We start from the raw sequence: 21,306 nt of genomic DNA, 5'->3' as shown, positions 1-21,306 counted from the left end.
AACTATTTATTCCTCTCCTACCCAATAATAAGTACCATAAGCTTTGGAGGGCCTCCCTTCACCAATTGCCTTCCAACCATAGCGCAAACTTTCACCTGCCTCAAATTCCTCAGGGACTTTAAGAGGGTCATAAGTAGCCACTTTGGATTCAGAACAAAAGTAGGTATCATAGCCATGCATGCTAGGTAAACTATAATGCTCCTCTTGCCCTGGCCTGCCACCCCTATTACCATCCTTGGTTTCCTTGGTCAAAGTTCCCAAATGCCATTTCCCAAAATGTCCAGTGGCATAACCTTGTTGCTTGAGCAATTCAGCCAAGGTGATCTCTTCAACTTTCATATGGCCCTCATTGGCATTGCCTATCCCCATTCGCAAGGGGTTTCTTCCGGTGATATAACTGGCGCGGGTAGGGGAACACACCGGCCCTGCACTATAAAAACGGTCAAAAACCAAGCCCATGCTTGCCAATTTGTCCATATTGGGCGTTTTTATCTTTTGATTGCCATTAAAGCCCACATCCATATAACCCTGATCATCAGTCATGATCATGATGATATTAGGCTTCTGGGCATGAGAAATCAGACTGTGGAAAAGTAAAAAAATAAAAACTGCAACAATCTTAAACCTATCCATCTCTCTAACCATGTATAAAATACTGAAAATCAGACATCAAATGTAATCAGGAAACTTTAGTGTTTCTCCCTTATCCCCGATGTACCACCATTTGCTTATTGGGCATTTTCATTAAAACTAACCATCCAGTTGATGCCGAACTTGTCTGTGAGCATACCAAAATAATCGCCCCAAAAAGTATCCGCCATAGGCATGCTCACCTGTCCTCCATTGGACAAACCGGTGAACAGTTGGTCTGCTTCTGCCTTACTTTTCGCTGTAATGGATACGGATATATTATTGCCTATTACAGTCTGAGGGGCCCAATCTCCCCCCACATCACTGCCCATTAAAATGGTATGGGAACCTATCGGCAGTGAAACATGCATGATCTTATTTTTCTCTACCTCGCTTAAGCTTACCCCTTCTTGGGGAGGCATTTCAGAAAACCTACCCATATAGGTGAATTCTCCTCCAAAAACAGATTTATAAAAATTAAATGCTTCCTCACAATTGCCCAGGAAATTCAAGTAAGGATTAATTGTTGCCATGATCTTTTGGGTTTAATAACAGAAAATTTATTATGACTCAATTTACTATTTGTGCCGCTAATTTACCAGCTTTATTAAACAACAAAATTAATATCACCAACCTCTCCTTAACGCACCCAGCCCAATTGCGGTAGGCTGAGTTTGTAGCGAACAGCCACTATCCTGATAATAATCACCAAAGACATACAGATAATTAAATTGACATCCCTGGGCACTGAAAATTCCTTTAGCAATAAATACAATAATGAACCAGAAAGACAGGCGGTAGCATAAATTTCTTTCCGAAGCAGCACTGGCGTCAAATTACAAAGGGTATCTCTGATCACCCCGCCCATAGTCGCAGAAACCATTCCCAAAATGGCCGCAATTTCCCAACCATGTCCCAAACTCAACACTTTTTCTGTTCCCAAGACTGTAAACAAACCTATTCCCAAGGCATCAAAAAGCATCAGGGTCTTACGGAGTTTGGACATGATCTTAAAGAAAAATATGGCCGTCAAAACACCAAGAATAATGATGTAGAGATAATTGATATCATCTATCCACCCCAAGGGATAAGCGCCCAACAGCACATCCCTCAAACTTCCTCCACCAATGGCCGTGATAAAACCCATAAATCCCGCACCAAAAACATCATGCTCACTGTCCTGTACAGCCAATGCACCTGAAATGGCAAAGAAATAAGTTCCCACCAACTCCATGATATACTGAAGGTTCATATATTATTGAATTAAAAATAACGTTGTCCAAAGATAGGAAATAAACATTCCTTAATAATACACAAAAATAAAATTAAACTAAGATCTATTTTAACTTTTGCATTACAAAAACCCCCATGGCACGCTGCCCATGGACCAAAACGGACTTGGGAGATTCCAAATGAACCAAATGATGTACTTCCATAAGCTCTTCCAAAAGATTCTCCGTAAGCAAAAATCGACTTGACCCATCGGGAAGTTGATAAACACCATCTTTGATTTCCTGGGAAACCTCAAGCATACCTGCAAAGCCGGTTGTCATTCTCAAAAATAAAATCCCCCCTGGTTCCAAAACCCGCATCATCTCAGCAAATAGCTGATGAAAGTGAACGGTGTCATTGGCAAAATGCAATACCGCAGAGCTGATCATGGCTTGAAAGGCTCCCTTATGAAAAGGCATATCCTCTACCCCGGCCACCTGGAACCTCAATAAATCATACTTGGGCTGCAATGTCCTGGCATAGGCCCTGGCCATTTGTACGGCAGTGGGATTCTGGTCTACACCAAATACCTGAAATCCAGACTTGATCAAATAGACCAAATTCCTTCCTTCACCACATCCTGCATCAAGGATTCTCATTTCAGGGCCAAATCGGCCCTTTAGTACTTGGTCCAAAAGGTAAATATCAATATTGCCCAATAATTGGTTCAACTCGGCTATGTTCATGCTTCTAATTGTTCTAGGGATTTCAGGGCCAATTGCTTGCCCGAAGCAATCAATTCCTTTGCCCGATAAAACTCAAATGTACCACATTGCTTCCTGGACATTTGTACCACCACATCTGCCGGGTAAGTATGGAGAATATAATCAGAAAGCTTGTCCTGCATCAATTCAAAGGAAAGGTTCATCAGGTCCAAAAAACTGGCTGCTTTTGGTTTCTCCTTTTTATCCTGCGGAAAATATTTGATCATCTTATCCCTGTATTCATTTACCCAAGTTGGCACTGCTATGAGGGAGGTCTCCCTACTTTTTTGACTTTCCCAATTGATCGGCGATACAGGCGCATTTACATTGGAAACCATAAGCAGATCATTTCCATGGTTCAGCGCAAGGTTCACGGGAATGGGATTCAACACCGCCCCGTCCACATATTCATTACCACCAATTGGAAAAGGCTTGATTACTGTAGGTATGGAGGCTGAGGCCCTGATCGCCTCAAAAAGCTGCCCTTCCTTGAAAATCTTTTCTTCACCACTATGGATGTCCACCGCATTGCAGGAAAAAGGTATGGGTAGGTTTTCTATCAAATCATCGCCCACCAAAGCTTCCACTGCTTGAAAAACCTTATTGCCCTTAATGAAGCCACGCGCGGACAGCGTAAAATCCATCAGGGAAAAGACATCGATCCGGTCCAAGTTAGAGATCCATTCCTTGTATACGGGCAATTTCCCCTTGGCATATATCCCTCCAATCAATGCCCCCATGGAACAACCCGCTATGCTCTTGATGTGATAGCCTTTCTCTTCCAATGCCTCTATGACCCCAATATGAGCCAAGCCCCTGGCCCCTCCGCTGGAAAGGACCAATGAAACAGTTTTATTTTGCATGGTATTTTTAGAAGAATCTGCTACTTTCATGACAGCTTATCAAATGCCACTCCAAAGTTAGAAAATATACAAGATTACCATCCTTTTCATTTGGCTTTTCCCATAAAAGATATTGAAAGTACCCGAGCTTTTTACCAAGACCTGCTGGGCTGCGAGATTGGCAGAAGCACGGACCAATGGATTGATTTTAATTTCTTTGGCCACCAACTATCTGCCCATGTAAAACCAGACGAGCTTAAGGCTGCCCTTGCCAATGAGGTAGATGGCAAACAGGTTCCTGTGAGACATTTTGGAGCAGTACTTCCTTGGGAACAATGGCATGAACTGGCTGAAAAACTGGAAAAAGAAGGCATTGAATTTATCATAGCACCAGGCATCCGCTTTCAAGGAAAAGTTGGGGAACAGGCTACCATGTTCTTTTTGGATCCCAGTGGAAATGCCCTGGAATTTAAATCTTTCAAAGACCCCAACCAGATCTTTGCGAGCTAGATTTCCATACCGATTTCTCTGCAAGGAATCTCTTTTGCTATTTGTTTCTGGATGAGATTATTTTCTGATAGGGCTTTAGGATGAAATTGAACAAATAGGGTCAATAAACTACACATAAACCCTTCTGCCCTCTGCATGGCTTTGCTGGGCAGCTTCTATAATCTTTAAGGTTTGTACCGCTTCCTGTGGCTGAACCAATAAGGCCTCCTTGCCATTCAATACCTGGGCAATGTTTTTATAATAAGCTGGATAATCTCCTTTCAAGGTGGGATAGGGATAGCTTTCATGGGCCAAAAACACCTCTCCCCAACCTGATTCTGGTTCTTCTCCCCAGCCATCGCCACCAGGTATTATCCCTGTTTTCAAGGCTGCTTCCTGTACATCCAAACCAAACTTGCTATAAGACCCTTTATCTCCCAAGACGAGGAACTTGGGCAATTTGGCATTCATCAAGATACTGGCAGTCAACCTCACCTTGGTGTGCGCATACATCATGGTGATATCGAAAAAGTCATCAGCATCCACTCCCTCACGTTGTTTGAGGATCTCCGCATAAACCCATTTAGGCTGCCCAAAAAGAATCAATGCCTGATCTATCAGGTGAGCACCCAAATCATATAATATCCCGCTTCCAGGAACTTCTTTTTCCCTCCAGTTATCATTGGGCTCAGGCCTAAACCGATCAAAATGGGATTCGAAATGAACAATATTTCCCAGCACCTTTTCATTGAGGAGTTTTTGGATGGTTTGAAAATCCCCATCCAAACGCCTGTTCTGATAGGCAGTGAGAACAAGCCCCTTTTCATTGGCCAGTTTTACCAGTGCTTCAGCCTCAGAGGAACTCACTGTGATCGGCTTATCCACGACCAAATGCTTGCCAGCTTCCAAAGCTGCTTTTGCCTGGGGAAAATGCCATTCATTAGGAGTACATATCACGACCAATTCCACATCCGACTGTTCAAGCATTGCTTCCAAGCTCTTATAAACAGTCACTTGGGGATAATCTTCCTTGGACTTTTCTTGGTGCCTTTCTACCACAGCTGTTAGCTCCAGCAAGGGTTCCTGTTGGATCAATGGGGCATGCATGGTTTCTGCTACCTTCCCAAAACCTACTAGCCCGGTTTTTATGGTTCTAGTCATTTATAAATTCATTTCAATGGCCTTACGCATTAGCTCAACGCTATTGTTAACGCGCAATTTATGATGGATATTCTTTCTGTGGGTTTCCACGGTATAAACACTCAAGAACAACTCATCGGCAATGGCATGATTACTATGCCCCTCCTTAATCAACTTAAGTATCTGTAGTTCCCTGCGGGACAATTTAAACTTCTGCTTATAGACATCAAAATATTGATCTTCATCCACCTGCTTGAGCACCCGCTCGAAATGCATCCTGTGCTGTCCCTCAAAAACCTCCCTAATAGTATAAACCAACTCATCTGGATCCGCATCCTTCAGCACATAGGCATCCACTCCCTGCTTTTGGCATTTTTTAAAAATATCCTCATCATCATACATGGACAGCACGATCATTTTGACTTTGATCTTTTGCTTGTTAAGATGCTGCAATACGGCCAAGCCATCCATGCCAGGCATATTCATATCCGTCAACACCACATCCACCTCATTATTCTTGACAAACTCTACCAAATCCTTACCATTTGAAAAAATGGACAGAATTTCCATATCTTCTTCTTTTTCCAATAAGTTAGCAATGCCTTTGGCAAACATCTTATGGTCATCGGCAAGTACGAGGCGGATCATTATTTATGGATTTTGGTAAAAAAGCCTATTGGCAATGCTAAAATAAGCAGTTTTAATGGATTACTTTACCAAATTCAAATAATTTACATGAGTGATTATGCAGGAACCCTCAACTTTATGGCAGTTCCTTCTCCTATCTCTGAATGGATATCCAGCTCCCCCCCAATTGTTTCAATCCTGGATTTCAGATTGTGCATGCCCATGCCCTTGGACTTATCCTCGGTATTAAATCCCTTTCCATCATCCACTATCTGTAGGGAAAAGTCATTTCCCAACTTTAATAGATTAATGGAAATGGTTTGGGGCTCGGCATGCTTGATAATATTATTGAGACATTCCTGCACCACACGGATCAGGACCAGCTTGGTATCCTGTTCCAGGCTTAGCCCGTTGACTTGGCTTACCAACTGGGTTTTACAGAAACCAGATTTTTCTATCTTCTCCAGCTCCCCGGCGATAAAATCTTGGATTTGTACTTCCTTCACCCAGTCAAGGTTCAACCTTTTGGACAGGGAACGCACCTCTTGGATAGCTTTGTTGATCAGCCGCTTTCCCTCAGAGAAGTTCTCAGGATCTGGCTGGCTAAGGGTCAGCTTGGTAAGCGAAAGCAACTGCCCAAGGTTATCATGTAGTTCCTGCCCAATAAAAGAAAGGGTCTGTTCCTGTATCTCCTTTTCCACCCCCAAGATGGTCTTCTCATATTCTGCCTTTAGCTGATCCATTTTTTGCTTATTACGGAACTGCTGTTGCCGGTGAAACAGAACCAACACTACAATAAAACTACACATAACCAATGTGATCAACACACCGGCTGTAATCAAGAAAATAAATTGCGCTGGATCTGAAGACATAAAGAAAATTATTAAGTGATAAAATATTTTCCCCTAAACACTTTTGGAGCATAAAATGCCAAGCCCATGACTAAATAACTAACACCTGCTAGTAATCTATTCAGGTCAAATAAAGACATTACAAAAGTCCGATAATCAGCTTTTAGCAAATAAGAGAAACTCGCCCAAATCAAAAATGTGCTGGAGTAATAAAAAAACAGCATGGTTATAATCCAGAAATAGGGTATAGACAAAAGGTTAGAATTTATATAATCATTTCTGGTAAAGACCTTATAGTAAAATGAAATACTTAATAAAATGATCACCAAACTACCATACAAAAGCATATAATGCTGGAAAATTTCTGTAAGTGGCTGGAGAAACAAAGAGTCAATAATACCCAAAACATATAAAAGTAAAATGGAAATATTAATTCTTCTTTTCATCCTTTCGGATAAAAATACCATTTTGTAAAACAACAGGTAGAGAGGAATTAATAGATAAATACCGACAATATTATATACAATGGAATTATTGTTATCATTCGTTTCATTTAGGTTTCTAATTGTTATCGCAACATGTTCCTGTAGTACTACAATAACAAATATTGAAAAAATGAGGACATGTGCTTTACGATATTGCCTGTCAGTCTTGAAAAAAAAGACTGACAAGCTAGATAGTAATCCCAATATTATTGTGTAGAAATATAGATCGAAAGTCATTTCATTTAAGATTTCTCACAAAAATAATGGCATTAACAACCTGGAGGGCATATACCCCCATAATTATAAGCATAATCTCTCTCCGCATCTGCACTTTCTTCCTCAGTTGAAGTGGCTTCAGCAACTAATTTTTCATCTCCTGGGAGCATAGCGAGCGTAAGTCTACCTACATATTCTTCCCCCAACTCTTCACCGAATGATTCATCATATTGACTAAAATAAAATCTGATCCCCGCTTTTCCTTCGTCCAAAACTTTTTGAATTTCTTCCCTACTGAACCAAATCCAATCTGTTTGATCCGTAATTTCTTTTCCGTCTTTTCCTATGCCAGTAAGCCCCTTTTTAACTTCGTTCTTGTACTTGTTGGTGATTTGATCAAATTGTTTTTTGGTGATTTTTTCTTTCTTTTTACCATCCATGGTTAAAATTATTTAAGTGTAGCTTTATTTATTGTCCTGTGGTAGTTAAGCATTGGTTAAAATTACACAATTAGTTGTATTTACGGTCAACAAACATAAATGGAGTGTAAAATGAAAGACTAAAAGTTAAGTACATCAATCCAGCAAAAACCCTATTCAATCCTAGCCAAGGTTTCCATATTTCAAAGTCGATCGCAGGAATAAAGTGGTTTACACCTAATAATATCAATACTTCTATATAAAAGAAGATTAAAACAGTTACTATCCAAAAGTGGGGAACTGCCATAATATTAGCATCAGAATATACCCTCAATTTAATTATTTGGTACAAAAATCGGCCTGATAAAAACAAAATAAATAAGCCAAATGGAGCCAAACTGTAATATTGAAAAACTTGATCAATGGGCTGAATAAAAAGTGAATTAATAATACCCCATATATAAAGCCCGCCAAAAACATAGTTTGTCTTACGTTTGAATTTTTTATTTACTTCTAATAATTTCAGATAGTAGACTAATAAAAAGGACTGTAGATAAGTACCGCATATATTATAAAGCAATACATTATTGATTCCCCTACTGCTGGTAAAATATCCCGCTGCTTCTAAAAAGAAAACAAACGCCAGCGTAAACAATAAAATTTTATGCGTGGTACGGTATGCAGGCTTTTGATAGAAATAGAATATAAGACTACCTATTAAACTACTTAGAATTACCCCCAAATAAGCGATTTGACTCATAATTATTGCATTTTTCCGATACGGCAATTTAGGTTCTTCCGCCTTATTGGGAAATACCGTGATCACGGTATTTTTCACGCTGTCAATTGATTATAAACCAAAAACAGGCTTTTATAAAGGTTTATTGGTACTTACCAATCTAAAACAAATGCATGTCATCGTGACGAAAGAGCTTGCTGTCGAAAATAGAATTTTATACGAATTACTAATCCCTGCCATCCTGACGAAAGAGCTTGTCCCGATCCCTATCGGGAAAGGATCTATTTCCATAATCACGATGCTGCAATGAGACTCTCTACCTTTGGCAGACAGGTTCGCTTAGCTCAGCGTGACAAAAAAATTACCGCATTAATCGATATTTTATAAGTATTACAAATCGATGTCATGCTGACGATAGGAAGGATCTCTTCCAATAATGCGATACTGCAATGAGACTCCGTTGTCCCGAGAGCTGAGTCCAGTCACGGCTAAAGCAGCAAAGTCTTCTAAAAATAGTTGCAAAAAAAAAAGCGTTCTGCCGAAACAGAACGCTTTCAAATATCGATTATAGCATCAGATTAAGCCAATTTCTTAGCTTCTTCTTTTTCTTGCTCAAGTTCCTTTTTCATCAAATCCACCACAATTGGAGAAGCGATATAAATAGAGGAATAGGTACCGACCAATACCCCGATAAATAAGGCAAAAGAGAAGCCTCTCAATACCTCACCACCAAAGATCAATAGGACAATCACTACAATCAAGGTAGTCGCTGAAGTAATCAAGGTCCTGGACATGGTCTGATTGATGGCCTCATTGAACATCCTTACCAGCTTTGAAGTACCTCTATTGGCAATATTCTCCCTGATACGGTCAAATACAATCACCGTATCATTAATGGAATAACCAATCACGGTCAATACCGCTGCAATAAACACTTGGTCTATTTCAAATGAAGCTCCAAAAACACTGGCAATCGCAAAAGCCGCCACCACAAACAAGGTATCGTGTACCAAGGCAATGATAGAAGCCAACGAATACTGCCACTTGCGGAATCTCAATAGGATATAAAGGAAGATCGCCACCAAGGCAAAGAACATCGCTTCCATGGAAGAGTTTTTGATATCATCAGCCACGGTTGCCCCCACCTTCGAAGAACCTGCGATCGCAAAAGAACTATCGTCCAACTGGCTGGCATCCTCTATATACTTCAAGCCGGTAATGCTCGCAATACCTTCAATCACTTTATTTTCTACTTCACTGTTGGCCTCATCAGAATCATCATTGATCAGGTAGGAAGTCGTTACTTTGATGACATTATTCGCTCCGTAGGTCTTGGCTTCTACCGAACCGTCAAATTGCTTGTCCAAGCCCACTTTAAGTTCCGAAGGAACAATTGGCTGGTTAAACTCTACCACATAAGAACGTCCACCGGTAAAGTCTACACCAAATTTAAGTCCATTGATAGCCGCTAATGCCAAACCTACTACGATAATGGCTGAAGAAACCAAATAGGCAACTTTTCGCTTACTTAGGAAGTCAATATTAAGATCACTGAACAAGTTTTTGGAGAATGGCGTAGCAAAGGAAATCTTGCTTTGGTCACCTTTCTTGCTCAACCAGTAAACGATCACCCTGGTGATAAACACGGCAGAGAAGAATGAAGAAGCAATACCGATCATCAATACGATCGCAAAGCCTTTCACAGGACCTTGGCCCAATGCATAAAGGATAGCACCGGTCAAGAAAGTAGTTACGTTAGAATCAAGAATCGCACTGAAGGCCTTATTATAACCACTGCTGATCGCCTGTAATAATCCAGATCCTGCGGCCAATTCTTCTTTGATCCTTTCAAAGATCAATACATTGGCATCAATGGACATACCGATCGTCAATACGATACCTGCGATACCTGGAAGGGTCAATGCCGCACCAAGCTGAGCCAAGATACCCAAGATAAAGAAGATGTTGAACACCAATGCTGCAGTAGCGATGAAACCACCCTTAGCATAGTAAGCGATCATAAACAACACCACAATGGCCAAACCGGCAATGATGGAATTGATACCTTGTGCTTGGGCTTCTTTACCCAATGTTGGACCGATGATGGCCTCTTCTACGATCTTGGTAGGTGCAGGCAAAGTACCTGACTTCAAGATATTCGCCAAATCCTTGGCTTCTTCAATGGTAAAGTTACCAGTGATACTAGACTGTCCATTAGGAATCTCACCTTGGATATTTGGCGCAGTATATACATAGTTGTCAAGAACAACCGCAATCCTTCTACCGATATTTTCGGCAGTCATTTTTCTCCATTTCCTGGCACCTTCAGCATTCATACTCATGCTGACAGCAGGATTGGAAGACTCATCCAAAGTCTGGCTGGCATCAGTGATCACATCACCTTCCAAAGGAGCCTGTTCAGTCCCTCTAGGTGTTTCGATAGCGTGAAGCTCCAATAGATCAAGACCATCTGCCTCTCTAGGCTTCACAGACCACATAAAGGTCAAAGTCCTAGGAATGATAGACTGGATATCTTCTCTCTTGAAAATCTTGTTGATGGCCATGGTATCTTTTACTTCGTATACCAAACCATAATTGGCTTTCAATAAAGAGAACAATGGAGAAACCTCAGAGGAAAGTGAATCCGTTTCATCACCACCTTCTGCCAGTTGTCTCTCTAGGTCAGTTAGGGTAGAATCACCCTCAGTAGCTTCCTCAGTGGAAACAGTAGTTTCAGACTTTTTGCTGGCCTGAGCTTCTGCTACCAATACGCCGTTGATTCTTTGCAATACATCTCCGTATTCATTGATCTCCGCCACTTTCCAGAACTGTAGCTTGGCCACACCCTGCAATAAGCTTCTTACCCTCTCTTGGTTATCCACACCTGGCAATTCGATTTGAATACGGCCAGTACCCTGGATTCTCTGGATATTAGGCTGAGAAGTACCGAAACGGTCAATACGTGTTCTCAAGATATTGAAAGAACGTTCGATAGCATTTTCGATCTCTCCATCGATAATCTCCAAAATCTCACTGTCTGAAGTTTCCAAAGAGATTCTTCCTCTGTTGGCTGCAGTGGCATAAATGCTGTTCAAAGACTGTCCACCTGACTTTTCCTGCCAAGCACTGTAGAATAGGTCTACAAACTTCTCATTGGAAGTTTTGGAAGCTTCATTGGCCTCCTCAATAGCTGCATTGAATGCTTCATTCTTGCTGTTTCCAGCCAAACCTTTTACAATCTCCACCGGAGAAACAGCAAGTGTCACGTGCATGCCCCCCTGAAGGTCAAGTCCAAGCCCTAGTTCGGTTTCTTTTACTTCTTGGAAAGTATAATTGGCTCCTAGGAAGTTATAAACAGGCTCTCGCCAAACAGAGTCTAGGTAAGATTGTTTCTTTGCGAAGTCCAAATTGCCATCAGCATCTGTAGCATAGGCAATGGCGTCCTTTTGGACGTTACTTGATACGTAGGTAAATGACAGATAGTACAAACATAATGCTGTAACAATCACTGTCAAGAACACAATGATCCCTTTGTTTTGCATGATTTACTTAAATAAATATATGTTGTTATTGAATTCTAATTTGATGCGCGCAAATATATCACTTGCTGCTGGGAAGGAAAAAATGGGCAATACCTTATGGTGCGTTGGGAGAAATTATCCTTTCTAGGAGAACTTCTAAAAAGTGACTTGGGTATCTGGCCATAAAGGCCTGAGGCACGAATTCTTGTTCTTCGAAACCTACAATTTCATAAATCAAATACATGGTGCTTTGTGCCAACATGGAAACAAAAGGCACCACAACTGCATCCGAAGCTACATCCAGAAAAGTCTGGTGCTCCTGATCATCCTGATCAGAATCAGTTGGCAGCTGAACTTTCACCTCACAGGACTGCTGATCTTGTGCAGGCATAAACAAATGGGAATTGGAAATCAGAAAGCAGCACAATGCCACCAAAAGGACGCTCATCCTTTTTTGTAGTAGTGTTTGCTGATTTCTTTTATTCTCCATAGAAAGCAAATGTAGGTATTTTTTGAAATAAAATCATTTTTTTGAATAAATACCTTTCCCAATGCACTGATTTTGGCTTAGAAACCAATGTTTGCAAAAAAAATATAAGGCAAAAAATTATCAACCAATCTACCGGAAAAGGGAATCATTACCTTTAATAGATCAAATCACCTACACTTTGATAATTATATTCTTTTTCCACATCCAATAGGCCGGAATATACAAAATCAGCATCATCAATAACGCCCCACCCAAAGAAGCATTCTTGGGGGAAAGCCAGCCATTGAAAAGCATTTCTTGCAAAAAGAATTTTAAACTGACCAATTCCCCTTGATAATCCACCTTGGTATAAGCGAAAAGTTTGGCTATAAGACCAGAAAGAAAAAATACCGTAATGGCATTCATTCCATATATCACAAATGGTGTCGACCAGCTTTTCCAGCCTTTGATATCCAGCAGCCAATAACAAAATGCCAAGGCCAAAAAAGCCCAACCTGCTGTATAAAGCACAAAGGTACTGGTCCATAAAGACTTGTTAATGGGAAAAATAAAAGACCATAAATAGCCTACAACCGAACAGCCAAAAGCCCAGAAAAGCCAGCTTTTCATTCTTTTCTGGTGCTCCCTAGACCGGGTCAGGGTCTTTCCAGCCATGATGCCCAAAAGACAGGTTACTATAGCAGGCAAGGTGGAAAACAGTCCTTCAGGATCCCAAGTCTTCGTTTGGGACCACATATGTCCCGTAAGGATTTGCTGGTCTATCCAAGCAGCTAAACTAGTTCCGGGCTCTAAATTGGCCGCACCAATCCCCGGTACGGGAATAAAACTCATGCAAACCCAATAAAACACCAATATAGCTGTACCGCTGATGAGCAATTGCTTTCGGGATAGATAAAGGTACATCAAGCTGGCAAAGAAGTAAACCAAGCCAATCCTTTGTAAAACTCCTGGAAAACGCAAGTTAGCGAGATCAAAATAAGGAATAGCTGTTAGCAATAATCCCAGACCTATTAACTTCAAAGACCGAAAAACGGCCTTTCTAATAATCGCTTTTTTCTCCACTCCTTTTTTCAGCTGAGCACCAAGAGACAGTTCTATCGCCACTCCCACAATAAACAGGAAGAAGGGAAATATCAGATCCGTAGGGGTACAGCCATGCCATTTGGCATGTAATAAAGGAGGGTAAACTGCTGACCAAGATCCCGGATTATTGACCAGGATCATGGCAAAAATGGTAATCCCTCTAAACACATCTAAGGCTAATACTCTATTGGTCTCCATAAAATGTCCTTTACTAAAACTCAGATTAAAATTCGGTTTGAAAGATATTGAATTTTTGGCCCCAATTAATTTTCACCAAACAATTCTTCAGGGATTATTGAAAAAAGAGGTCAAAATCACTGAAAACAGGGAGCTGTGTTTTGCAAATTCATAAAAATCAAACAGCTGAAGTAAAGTTATTGGCAGACAAAGAACTAAAAGCACAATTACAAACCACCTATTTTAAAACAAGGGAATAAACCACAGATTAATAGGATGAACACCGATTATTACGATATCATTTTTCCATCCGTGTTTATCTGTATCTATCTGTGGTTTAAAATATTCGTTTAGGCTATTATCCACCTCATATTTAAACCAGCTTTATAAAGGCAAATTAGCATCCAGTTCTTCTGCACAACGGATGATCAGTTTTACTGTATTAAAGTAGAAATCCTGATTTACTTTTTCGAAAGTATCCGTATCCTTATGATAATCCGCATGATCCTCTACCCCAAAGTAAACAAAGGGAATCCCCTTTGCATGAAAAGCGGCATGATCGGAGGCATTGGTCCAGTCATCATGGCCGGTGTTCGGTAGATCATGCCCAAATTTTAAACTCACACGCTCCCCTTCTGAAGCATTCTCCAAGACAACCTTCAATTCCGGATAATGTCTTGTTCCTGCTGCATAGATTTCATTATGGTCATTTCTGCTGATCATGTCCATATTGATATTGAGCAAAACCTGATCCAAGGAAAAAGGAAAATCCTTAACCAATGCTTTGGCTCCTTGAAGTCCCCTTTCTTCCGCATCTAGGGCAGCAAAAACCATAGAATGCTTGGGAGCCTTGTGGCTAAAATATGTTGCTAAAGCCAACAGTGCCGCCGTACCGGAAGCATTATCATCAGTACCATTATATATCTTCCCTTCTTTCACCCCCAAATGATCATAATGAGCCGTGATGACGATGATTTTCTCAGATTCTTCGCCTGGAATAAAGGCCACTATATTGGCTGCATTTTCTACCTTCTCTTCCTCTCCAAAACTAAAATACTGGGTATAATCGCTAAACTGGCTGGACAACTCAAGAGAACTGAACCTCTCTGTAATATAGCTTTGGGCTTTTTTACTTCCTGGACTCAATGGAGCCCTTCCGGCCAGCTCATCTGAAGACAAGTATTTGAGATCTGCAATAAGTTGTTTGCGGTCAAGCTGCTGTGCCTCTAAAAAAGCCGGACTGAGTATGAAAAGTAATAAAATGAGTATTTTTGACATTTTCATGTGATTATCGATTGTTGGCTACCAGTATTAAAGTGAAAATACTAATTTAGTCTTTTGGAACGTTGAAATACCTATGAAATATATTTCTACATTATTTTTAATCTTATTTTCTACCTTTCAAAGTTTCGGCCAAAGTACCTTGCCCGAGCACTTTTTAGATGGAAAGGCGGTGATTTTGATTTCCTCCGCACCCAACGCAAGGCCGCCCTTGGATTGGAAAAATATCGCTGAAAAAATCCATCCGGCTTTGATAGAGGCAGGCGGAGATCCCATTGCCTATTATGAATTGGAAGAAATCATTCTTTCTGAGGAAATTCAGGCTGCTTATGGGAAAAGTTTCTTGCAACGCATGGTCAGGAATATCGTCACTATAACCAGAAAAGGCAATGGGGACTTTTTTATCAACATCATGGAATTTTCCGGAAACAGCCACATCATTAACGCAGGAACCCAGTGGTCACTTCAGGCGAACAATATGGAAGTACTCCAAGAAAAACTTATTGCAGCTGGCAAAGGCCAACGATCAAAGAACCTAATGGCCTTGGATGTGCCCAGCTTTCTTCCACCTTTGGTAGGAGGAGCCGAACCAAGCCCATCCCAGGCCAATAACCTACCTGTTTCTTCCAGGTTTATTGCCAAAAATCCCTTGAACCTGGATGTATTTAAGCTGGGAATCCCGCTTTCTGGAGCATCGGGTGAAGCAGCCTTGCTGACCCAGTTTAGATACGACCTATTAGGCAAATCTTCAGACCAAATTTTGGCTGCACAAAAAGCCGAAAAAGCCAGTCTAGAAAGTATTTTGGAGCAATATTATCCTTACGAAACCGTATTTTTGACTACTATCCGTTCGGACAAAGACCTCATTGCTAACAAAATCCAATTTGTATTGACCAGGGTGGAAGGTCGTGAAGCCGACCTAATGGAAAGTATGGGACTGAGCAGTGAGACGCTTCCTGATAAAGACCGGATTGTGGTGAAATATTATATCAAGTTCTTAGTAAGAAATGAGCTTTATATTGGTCCAGTATGGGATGCCGACCCCAATGGAAAACAGGCCTTGATTAATTTTCTCCAAAATCTAAAAATAGAGGAATAAAAAGCTAACTACAGATAAAGACACTAAAAAGCCTGTCAAATGAATTGAATTATTGACAGGCTTTTTATTTTTCATGAAAACAGAAAATTACCAAGCTCTGAAGGGTGGTGGTGTAATACCATTCAAGCGTAAGTAGACGATCAAGTTGCCTCTATGGTGAATACCATGGGAATCAATCAATCCTTCTACTTGCCTGCGAGTAATCTTATTACCTCCAAAAACCTCTACTTCTTCACCCAATTCGCTTTCAGATAAAGATGAATAGGTTTTGGCAACAAAATCAAATGAAGTTTTTACCGCTTCAGCCAATTCAGCCTTGCTCATGTTCTTATCCTCAAAATCAATTCCTGGATTACCCTCCTTAAGAAAGTTATTGGCCATCATCACATTGCCACCTGCTATATGCATGATCAGTTCTTTAAAACTGGAAACCTCCTCTACAGGCTTAAAATCCAATTTATCCTCAGGCATTGCCTCCAAAATCTCTACCGTATAGGCTTTCATATTTTCCCATTTTGCCAAAAACTCATCCTGATTGGTTTGGGCTTTTAAGGCATAAATACAAGATGTACTTAAAATCAAGACCAGTGTCAATGATTTGAAAATCTTTTTCATATTGCTTAAAGTTTAGGTTGAGTACCTAATTTCGTGAAGTTTGACCACAAATAGTAATATCCCCCGCAATATATTACCCATAAAATGAGAGATTCTGATCTATTCTTTATCTTTGAGGCTATGAAGTTCAAAAATATCTGCTGGATACTTGGTTTAGCCCTTCTGGGCTGTGAGCAACATTACCTGCCAAAACCAAAGGGCTATAACCGGATCGACCTCCCGGAAAAGTCCTTTGAGGCACTGGCCAATACCTACCCCTACCAATTCCAGAAATCAGTTTTTGCACAAACAGAAGCCGACTCCTTCAATTTGAAAGAAGAAAACTGGATCAACTTAAACTATTCCGACTTTGGAGCAAAGATCCACCTGACCTACAAGGCCATTCATGGAAATAAGGAAGTACTAAAAAGTATCCTTGACGATTCATTTAACCTCACCGCCAAACATCAAGTAAAAGCCTACAGCATAGAAGAAGGAGTGATCAAGACACCCCATGGCTATGTCGGAGTAGTGGCTGAGTTGAGCGGAGAGGTCCCCACCCCTTTTCAATTTTTTGTAACAGATTCTACTCAAAATTTCCTGAGAGGGGCCCTTTACTTTAACACTGCCGTCAAAAACGATTCCCTTGCCCCTGTAATTGAATATATAAAAGAGGATATGCTTCATTTGATCAATTCCCTTGAATTCAAAAACTAAGGTCTAATTATTGATATGAGTACTATCCAAAATCCTTTGACATTACATGAACTTAAGTTTACAACGATTAAGCATCCTGGCTTTTGCGCTATTGTTGAGCGCCTGTGCCACTTTCAATAAAAGTAGCAAAAACACCGGGCCTGCTCCACTCCCAAAGGAAGAAGCTCCTGTACCGGCCCCCTCTACTCCTGATACAGAGCAGGCCGAGACCATAAGGGAAGAAGAGCTGCCTACCTTTGCCATCCCCCAAAGGGAAATGAGGGGCGTATGGATCGCCACAGTAGCTAATATTGATTGGCCCAGCTCAGGTACCGATAGTTTTGAAAAACAGCAAAGGGATTTTATCCAAATTTTGGATTTTTATCGACAACATAATTTCAATGCAGTCTTTGTCCAGATCAGAGCTGCAGGTGACGCTTTCTATCCTAGCAAAATGGCCCCTTGGTCAAGATACCTAAGCGGAAAAGAAGGAAAAGCACCCCAAACCATGTTGGATCCACTGAAATGGATGATCCAAGTGACCCATGAAAGGGGCATGGAATTTCATGCTTGGCTCAACCCTTATCGGGCGACCTTTAACCTTAAAGTGGAAGACCTAAGTCCAATGCACGATTATTTCCGTCATACAGACTGGATGGTCAAATATGGAAGTAAATATTATTACAACCCTGGTATTCCTGCAGTGAAGGACCATATGGTAAATATAGTGCGTGAAGTGCTTACCAATTACGATATCGATGGTGTCCACTTGGATGACTACTTCTATCCCTATAAAATCCCTGGAGAAGCATTCAATGACCAAATCGCCTTCAAAAAATACGGTAATGGCCTTGATCTGGGAGACTGGAGAAGAGCTAATGTGGATCAGCTCATCCAAGGCTTAAGTGATCTGGTAAAAAATGAAAAGCCTTGGGTACAATTTGGGGTGAGTCCCTTTGGCGTATGGAGAAATGCCTCCGTGGATCCAAATGGCTCCGATACCCAAGCCGGTCAAACCAATTATGACGATCTTTATGCAGACCCTTTATCTTGGGTAAAGAATGGATGGGTTGATTATCTAGCTCCCCAAATTTATTGGAGCTTGGATCACCCTAAAGCTTCTCACAGGGAATTAGTGGATTGGTGGGCCAAAAATGCCGGAAATACCCCCATCTATATTGGCAACGGAAGCTATAAAATCAGAAATGATGCAGATGAAGCTTGGAGAAACGCTTATGAAATTCCCAACCAAGTAGCCATTGGCAGGTCAAAGGCAGCAGTAGAAGGCAATGTGTATTTCCGCGCCCGGTCATTGATGGGCAGTAATAGGGATATCGCCAGCCTGCTTTCCCAAACCATGTATGAAAACCCCGTCTTAACACCCAATAAGGCAAGAAATAAGGTTTTTGAAAGCATAGAACCAGATATTTCCAATATCCATTTATCAGATAGGGGCTTACAAATCGCCATAGAAAATGCCTATCTGGCCAAATCAGTTGCCCTGTTTGGCCTTAATACCAGTGGAAAATGGGAATTGGTAGAAAGTCAATATACGGGCACTTCCATCGATGGTAAAACCTTTATGTTTGATAGCTATATGGTACCCAACTACCCTTATTTGGCAATAGGCTTCTTAGGTAACTTTGGAGAATTCTCACAAGTGGAAATTTGGAAACCCTAGTTACCCAAATGAGCAGGTCCTTACTGTAAGCGAACTTGCCAAACCAGTAATAAAACCTAATGACTTCACAGCCTCTACTATGCAGGACCTGATCGGCCACACAAAAGCGCTGACCGAGACAAAGGATCCCCACAAGAGTAACAGGAAGGCTTAATGGCAATAAATTAACCAACAAATCGCATTAAAAGGCCAATAAAAAAGGCCCGCTTGAGATCCAAGCGGGCCTTTTTTATATTTTGTCTCGTCCTAAAATAAGTTGACAACAAATCGACTTATTCTAGGGCGGGTCAGATATTGATAGATTAGAATAACTTGATCTTATTCCAACTCTTGATCAGAATAAAAAATCCAATGGCACTGACAGCAGTGGCGATCATAGCCGAAGTGGCGTTGTCATATATCCAGAAGCCGATGGCAAACAAAGCGGAATAGATCGCAATAGTTCCCGTCAACATCAACCCGATTTCAAAAGGAAGTTGGCCCTGCTCTGCTTCTACTTCAGGATACCTATTCAAGAGCTTCCTCCATCCATATGCAGCCGGCTTTACCTTTTGGTAGAAAGAAAGCAACACCTCGTCTTTCTCCGGTTTAGTCAGCAAAGTAACGGTCAACCATGTAGCAGTGGTGATTCCCACTCCATAAAGTAATTTCAGGTATTCCATTCCCTCAGGGATACTGATGATACCAAATTTAGGATTAATGGTTTCAAAGAAAATCGCCACAATAAATGAGATAATCATAGCAGATATTTCAGTATAGGCATTGATTCTCCACCAGAACCATCTTAAGATAAAGATCAAACCAGTACCTGCACCGATTTGCAATAAGATATTAAACGCCTCCAAAGCATTGGATAAGGCCAAGGCCAATAAAGCTGCAAAACCCATCAACACTACCGTAGAAATCCTACCTACCATCACCAAATCTTTATCACTGGCATCAGGCTTTATAAACCTTAGATAAAAATCGTTAACCACATAAGATGATCCCCAGTTAAGGTGTGTAGACAAAGTAGACATCACCGCTGCAATCAAAGAAGCCAATACTATACCGATCAGACCAGTAGGCAAATAGGTCAACATGGCAGAATAAGCAAGATCATTACCCAATTTATCAGCAGGCATATGAGGAAAGGCCTCTTGCATATCACTGATCTGAGGGAACACCACCAAAGAAGCCAATGCGATAATAATCCATGGCCAAGGTCTCAGAGCATAGTGCGCAACGTTAAAAAACAGGGTTGCACCGATGGCATTTTTCTCATCTTTGGCAGAAAGCATCCTTTGGGCGATATAGCCCCCACCTCCCGGCTCAGCACCTGGATACCAAGTGGCCCACCACTGAATGGCTATCGGCATGATCAACAAAGGAATCACCAAGTTCATATCATTAAAATCAGGGAAGAAGGAAAGCTTGTCAGACACATTTGGATGGGAAAGCAAGTTCTCCAAAGAACCAATTTCAGGCAAATCAAGAATATAATAAGCCGCACCGATCGCACCGGCCATGGCAATAAAGAACTGAAAAAAGTCCGTCAGCAATACCCCCTTCAATCCACCAAGAGAACTATATACTACCGTCACGATGGAAGCGATCAACAAGGTCTGCACAGGAGTCAAACCCAACATCACCCCGCCAATCTTAATGGCAGCAAGGGAAACCGTGGCCATGATCACAATATTAAAAAACACACCCAGATAGATGGCCCTAAAGCCTCTAAGAAACGCCGCTCCTTTTCCACTGTATCTCAATTCATAAAATTCAAGGTCTGTGGTGATTTCAGATCTCCTCCATAATTTGGCATAAACGAATACCGTTAACATTCCTGTCAAAAGGAATGCCCACCAGACCCAGTTGCCGGACACCCCATTCACACGCACAATATCCGTCACCAAATTAGGGGTATCGGCTGAAAATGTAGTCGCCACCATAGACACACCTAATAACCACCAAGGCATGTTCCTTCCTGAAAGAAAGAAGTCCTTGGCACTTTTACCTGCAGACTTGGAGGTAAAAAGACCAATCAACAAGGAAATGATGAAAAAGGCCGCAATAATGCCCCAATCAATTGGAGAAATGTTCATAATATCCTAATGTAAATTTTAAACTGTATTAATTCCGAATGCTATTGACACTGAAAACTATTCCAACCTAATAAAATTCGTTTTACAAAATTTTACACTTAATAAAAGTGACTTTTGAAATAATTTTCACTAATGTATTCAATAATTCAAGAAATTCAAAAACCCCTATTTTAAGGGGCAAAATAA

21 protein-coding genes are annotated in these 21,306 nt (G+C 41.0%); 4 read left to right on the top strand and 17 right to left on the bottom strand.

The genetic code is table 11. The features are described from left to right. Window positions 1-6: 6 nt before the first annotated feature. The 5 genes from KZP23_RS23120 to KZP23_RS06725 all read right to left on the bottom strand — a co-directional run bounded on the left by KZP23_RS23120 (window position 7) and on the right by KZP23_RS06725 (window position 3,499). Window positions 7-633, bottom strand: a complete 627-nt coding sequence (locus tag KZP23_RS23120; RefSeq protein WP_394370967.1) for a sulfatase family protein — start codon at window positions 631-633, stop codon at window positions 7-9. Between the two features lie 95 nt (window positions 634-728). Then, window positions 729-1,163, bottom strand: coding sequence for a VOC family protein (locus KZP23_RS06740; protein WP_226335332.1), 435 nt, complete (start codon window positions 1,161-1,163; stop codon window positions 729-731). A gap of 107 nt (window positions 1,164-1,270) precedes the next feature. Then, on the bottom strand, window positions 1,271-1,882 hold the full coding sequence (locus tag KZP23_RS06735; RefSeq protein WP_226335331.1) for a trimeric intracellular cation channel family protein: 612 nt from the start codon (window positions 1,880-1,882) through the stop codon (window positions 1,271-1,273). A gap of 85 nt (window positions 1,883-1,967) precedes the next feature. Further along, the gene (locus tag KZP23_RS06730) at window positions 1,968-2,588 is read right to left on the bottom strand and encodes a class I SAM-dependent methyltransferase (protein ID WP_226335330.1); all 621 of its coding nucleotides are present in this window, start codon (window positions 2,586-2,588) and stop codon (window positions 1,968-1,970) included. Further along, window positions 2,585-3,499 carry a patatin-like phospholipase family protein gene (locus tag KZP23_RS06725; protein WP_317198051.1) on the bottom strand — a complete coding sequence of 305 codons (915 nt, stop codon included), beginning with the start codon at window positions 3,497-3,499 and terminating at the stop codon, window positions 2,585-2,587. The genes KZP23_RS06730 and KZP23_RS06725 overlap by 4 nt, the downstream gene beginning before the upstream one ends. A gap of 36 nt (window positions 3,500-3,535) precedes the next feature. Here KZP23_RS06725 and KZP23_RS06720 point away from each other — a divergent pair, with 36 nt between their 5' ends. Beyond that, window positions 3,536-3,958 (top strand): VOC family protein, encoded by a 423-nt coding sequence (locus KZP23_RS06720; protein ID WP_226336497.1) that lies wholly within the window; start codon window positions 3,536-3,538, stop codon window positions 3,956-3,958. 108 nt (window positions 3,959-4,066) lie between these two features. Here the strand turns inward: KZP23_RS06720 and KZP23_RS06715 are convergent, their stop codons facing one another. The 10 genes from KZP23_RS06715 to KZP23_RS06670 all read right to left on the bottom strand — a co-directional run bounded on the left by KZP23_RS06715 (window position 4,067) and on the right by KZP23_RS06670 (window position 14,963). After that, the gene (locus KZP23_RS06715) at window positions 4,067-5,098 is read right to left on the bottom strand and encodes an oxidoreductase (protein WP_226335328.1); all 1,032 of its coding nucleotides are present in this window, start codon (window positions 5,096-5,098) and stop codon (window positions 4,067-4,069) included. After that, the gene (locus tag KZP23_RS06710; RefSeq protein WP_226335327.1) at window positions 5,099-5,725 is read right to left on the bottom strand and encodes a response regulator transcription factor; all 627 of its coding nucleotides are present in this window, start codon (window positions 5,723-5,725) and stop codon (window positions 5,099-5,101) included. A 95-nt stretch (window positions 5,726-5,820) separates the two neighbouring features. Further along, on the bottom strand, window positions 5,821-6,576 hold the full coding sequence (locus tag KZP23_RS06705) for a sensor histidine kinase (protein ID WP_226335326.1): 756 nt from the start codon (window positions 6,574-6,576) through the stop codon (window positions 5,821-5,823). Window positions 6,577-6,587: 11 nt separating this feature from the next. Beyond that, window positions 6,588-7,001 carry a hypothetical protein gene (locus KZP23_RS06700; RefSeq protein ID WP_226335325.1) on the bottom strand — a complete coding sequence of 138 codons (414 nt, stop codon included), beginning with the start codon at window positions 6,999-7,001 and terminating at the stop codon, window positions 6,588-6,590. 308 nt (window positions 7,002-7,309) lie between these two features. Next, on the bottom strand, window positions 7,310-7,696 hold the full coding sequence (locus KZP23_RS06695; protein ID WP_226335324.1) for a hypothetical protein: 387 nt from the start codon (window positions 7,694-7,696) through the stop codon (window positions 7,310-7,312). Between the two features lie 70 nt (window positions 7,697-7,766). Further along, entirely contained in the window at window positions 7,767-8,513 is a 747-nt protein-coding gene (locus tag KZP23_RS06690) for a hypothetical protein (protein ID WP_226335323.1), read from the bottom strand. Between the two features lie 479 nt (window positions 8,514-8,992). Then, entirely contained in the window at window positions 8,993-11,956 is a 2,964-nt protein-coding gene (gene secDF, locus KZP23_RS06685; RefSeq protein WP_226335322.1) for a protein translocase subunit SecDF, read from the bottom strand. Window positions 11,957-12,050: 94 nt separating this feature from the next. After that, the gene (locus KZP23_RS06680; RefSeq protein WP_226335321.1) at window positions 12,051-12,425 is read right to left on the bottom strand and encodes a hypothetical protein; all 375 of its coding nucleotides are present in this window, start codon (window positions 12,423-12,425) and stop codon (window positions 12,051-12,053) included. A 171-nt stretch (window positions 12,426-12,596) separates the two neighbouring features. Next, window positions 12,597-13,706, bottom strand: a complete 1,110-nt coding sequence (locus KZP23_RS06675) for an acyltransferase family protein (RefSeq protein WP_226335320.1) — start codon at window positions 13,704-13,706, stop codon at window positions 12,597-12,599. A 363-nt stretch (window positions 13,707-14,069) separates the two neighbouring features. Further along, entirely contained in the window at window positions 14,070-14,963 is an 894-nt protein-coding gene (locus KZP23_RS06670; RefSeq protein WP_226335319.1) for a M28 family peptidase, read from the bottom strand. Window positions 14,964-15,042: 79 nt separating this feature from the next. Between KZP23_RS06670 and KZP23_RS06665 the strand changes: the two genes are divergently transcribed. Beyond that, window positions 15,043-16,065 carry an NTPase gene (locus KZP23_RS06665; RefSeq protein ID WP_226335318.1) on the top strand — a complete coding sequence of 341 codons (1,023 nt, stop codon included), beginning with the start codon at window positions 15,043-15,045 and terminating at the stop codon, window positions 16,063-16,065. A gap of 87 nt (window positions 16,066-16,152) precedes the next feature. On the opposite strand, the gene KZP23_RS06660 is transcribed toward KZP23_RS06665, so the two are convergent. Next, on the bottom strand, window positions 16,153-16,680 hold the full coding sequence (locus tag KZP23_RS06660; RefSeq protein WP_226335317.1) for a DinB family protein: 528 nt from the start codon (window positions 16,678-16,680) through the stop codon (window positions 16,153-16,155). A gap of 120 nt (window positions 16,681-16,800) precedes the next feature. On the opposite strand from KZP23_RS06660, the gene gldD reads away from it, so the two are divergent. Both gldD and KZP23_RS06650 read left to right on the top strand, forming a co-directional pair. Beyond that, on the top strand, window positions 16,801-17,376 hold the full coding sequence (gldD, locus tag KZP23_RS06655; RefSeq protein ID WP_449506050.1) for a gliding motility lipoprotein GldD: 576 nt from the start codon (window positions 16,801-16,803) through the stop codon (window positions 17,374-17,376). Window positions 17,377-17,422: 46 nt separating this feature from the next. Beyond that, window positions 17,423-19,036 (top strand): glycoside hydrolase family 10 protein, encoded by a 1,614-nt coding sequence (locus KZP23_RS06650; RefSeq protein ID WP_226335315.1) that lies wholly within the window; start codon window positions 17,423-17,425, stop codon window positions 19,034-19,036. A 302-nt stretch (window positions 19,037-19,338) separates the two neighbouring features. Here the strand turns inward: KZP23_RS06650 and KZP23_RS06645 are convergent, their stop codons facing one another. After that, window positions 19,339-21,120 carry a sodium:solute symporter family protein gene (locus KZP23_RS06645; RefSeq protein ID WP_226335314.1) on the bottom strand — a complete coding sequence of 594 codons (1,782 nt, stop codon included), beginning with the start codon at window positions 21,118-21,120 and terminating at the stop codon, window positions 19,339-19,341. Window positions 21,121-21,306: the final 186 nt, after the last annotated feature.

Source organism: Echinicola marina, assembly GCF_020463795.1.
In the GTDB taxonomy this organism is placed as follows: domain Bacteria; phylum Bacteroidota; class Bacteroidia; order Cytophagales; family Cyclobacteriaceae; genus Echinicola; species Echinicola marina.
The sequence above is the reverse complement of the archived record's forward strand: the minus strand, read 5'-3'. Positions and strand labels throughout refer to the sequence as shown.

Bases quoted from the DNA above. Each gene is read 5' to 3' on its own strand.
- KZP23_RS06710 (WP_226335327.1), bottom strand. From the start codon at position 5,725: ATGATCCGCCTCGTACTTGCCGATGACCATAAGATGTTTGCCAAAGGC.
- KZP23_RS06695 (WP_226335324.1), bottom strand. From the start codon at position 7,696: ATGGATGGTAAAAAGAAAGAAAAAATCACCAAAAAACAATTTGATCAA.
- KZP23_RS06670 (WP_226335319.1), bottom strand. From the start codon at position 14,963: ATGTCAAAAATACTCATTTTATTACTTTTCATACTCAGTCCGGCTTTT.
- KZP23_RS06740 (WP_226335332.1), bottom strand. From the start codon at position 1,163: ATGGCAACAATTAATCCTTACTTGAATTTCCTGGGCAATTGTGAGGAA.
- KZP23_RS06705 (WP_226335326.1), bottom strand. From the start codon at position 6,576: ATGTCTTCAGATCCAGCGCAATTTATTTTCTTGATTACAGCCGGTGTG.
- KZP23_RS06725 (WP_317198051.1), bottom strand. From the start codon at position 3,499: ATGAAAGTAGCAGATTCTTCTAAAAATACCATGCAAAATAAAACTGTT.
- KZP23_RS06660 (WP_226335317.1), bottom strand. From the start codon at position 16,680: ATGAAAAAGATTTTCAAATCATTGACACTGGTCTTGATTTTAAGTACA.
- KZP23_RS06700 (WP_226335325.1), bottom strand. From the start codon at position 7,001: ATGAAAAGAAGAATTAATATTTCCATTTTACTTTTATATGTTTTGGGT.
- KZP23_RS06675 (WP_226335320.1), bottom strand. From the start codon at position 13,706: ATGGAGACCAATAGAGTATTAGCCTTAGATGTGTTTAGAGGGATTACC.
- KZP23_RS06645 (WP_226335314.1), bottom strand. From the start codon at position 21,120: ATGAACATTTCTCCAATTGATTGGGGCATTATTGCGGCCTTTTTCATC.
- secDF (WP_226335322.1), bottom strand. From the start codon at position 11,956: ATGCAAAACAAAGGGATCATTGTGTTCTTGACAGTGATTGTTACAGCA.
- KZP23_RS23120 (WP_394370967.1), bottom strand. From the start codon at position 633: ATGGATAGGTTTAAGATTGTTGCAGTTTTTATTTTTTTACTTTTCCAC.
- KZP23_RS06735 (WP_226335331.1), bottom strand. From the start codon at position 1,882: ATGAACCTTCAGTATATCATGGAGTTGGTGGGAACTTATTTCTTTGCC.
- KZP23_RS06650 (WP_226335315.1), top strand. From the start codon at position 17,423: ATGAACTTAAGTTTACAACGATTAAGCATCCTGGCTTTTGCGCTATTG.
- KZP23_RS06665 (WP_226335318.1), top strand. From the start codon at position 15,043: ATGAAATATATTTCTACATTATTTTTAATCTTATTTTCTACCTTTCAA.
- gldD (WP_449506050.1), top strand. From the start codon at position 16,801: ATGAAGTTCAAAAATATCTGCTGGATACTTGGTTTAGCCCTTCTGGGC.
- KZP23_RS06730 (WP_226335330.1), bottom strand. From the start codon at position 2,588: ATGAACATAGCCGAGTTGAACCAATTATTGGGCAATATTGATATTTAC.
- KZP23_RS06680 (WP_226335321.1), bottom strand. From the start codon at position 12,425: ATGGAGAATAAAAGAAATCAGCAAACACTACTACAAAAAAGGATGAGC.
- KZP23_RS06715 (WP_226335328.1), bottom strand. From the start codon at position 5,098: ATGACTAGAACCATAAAAACCGGGCTAGTAGGTTTTGGGAAGGTAGCA.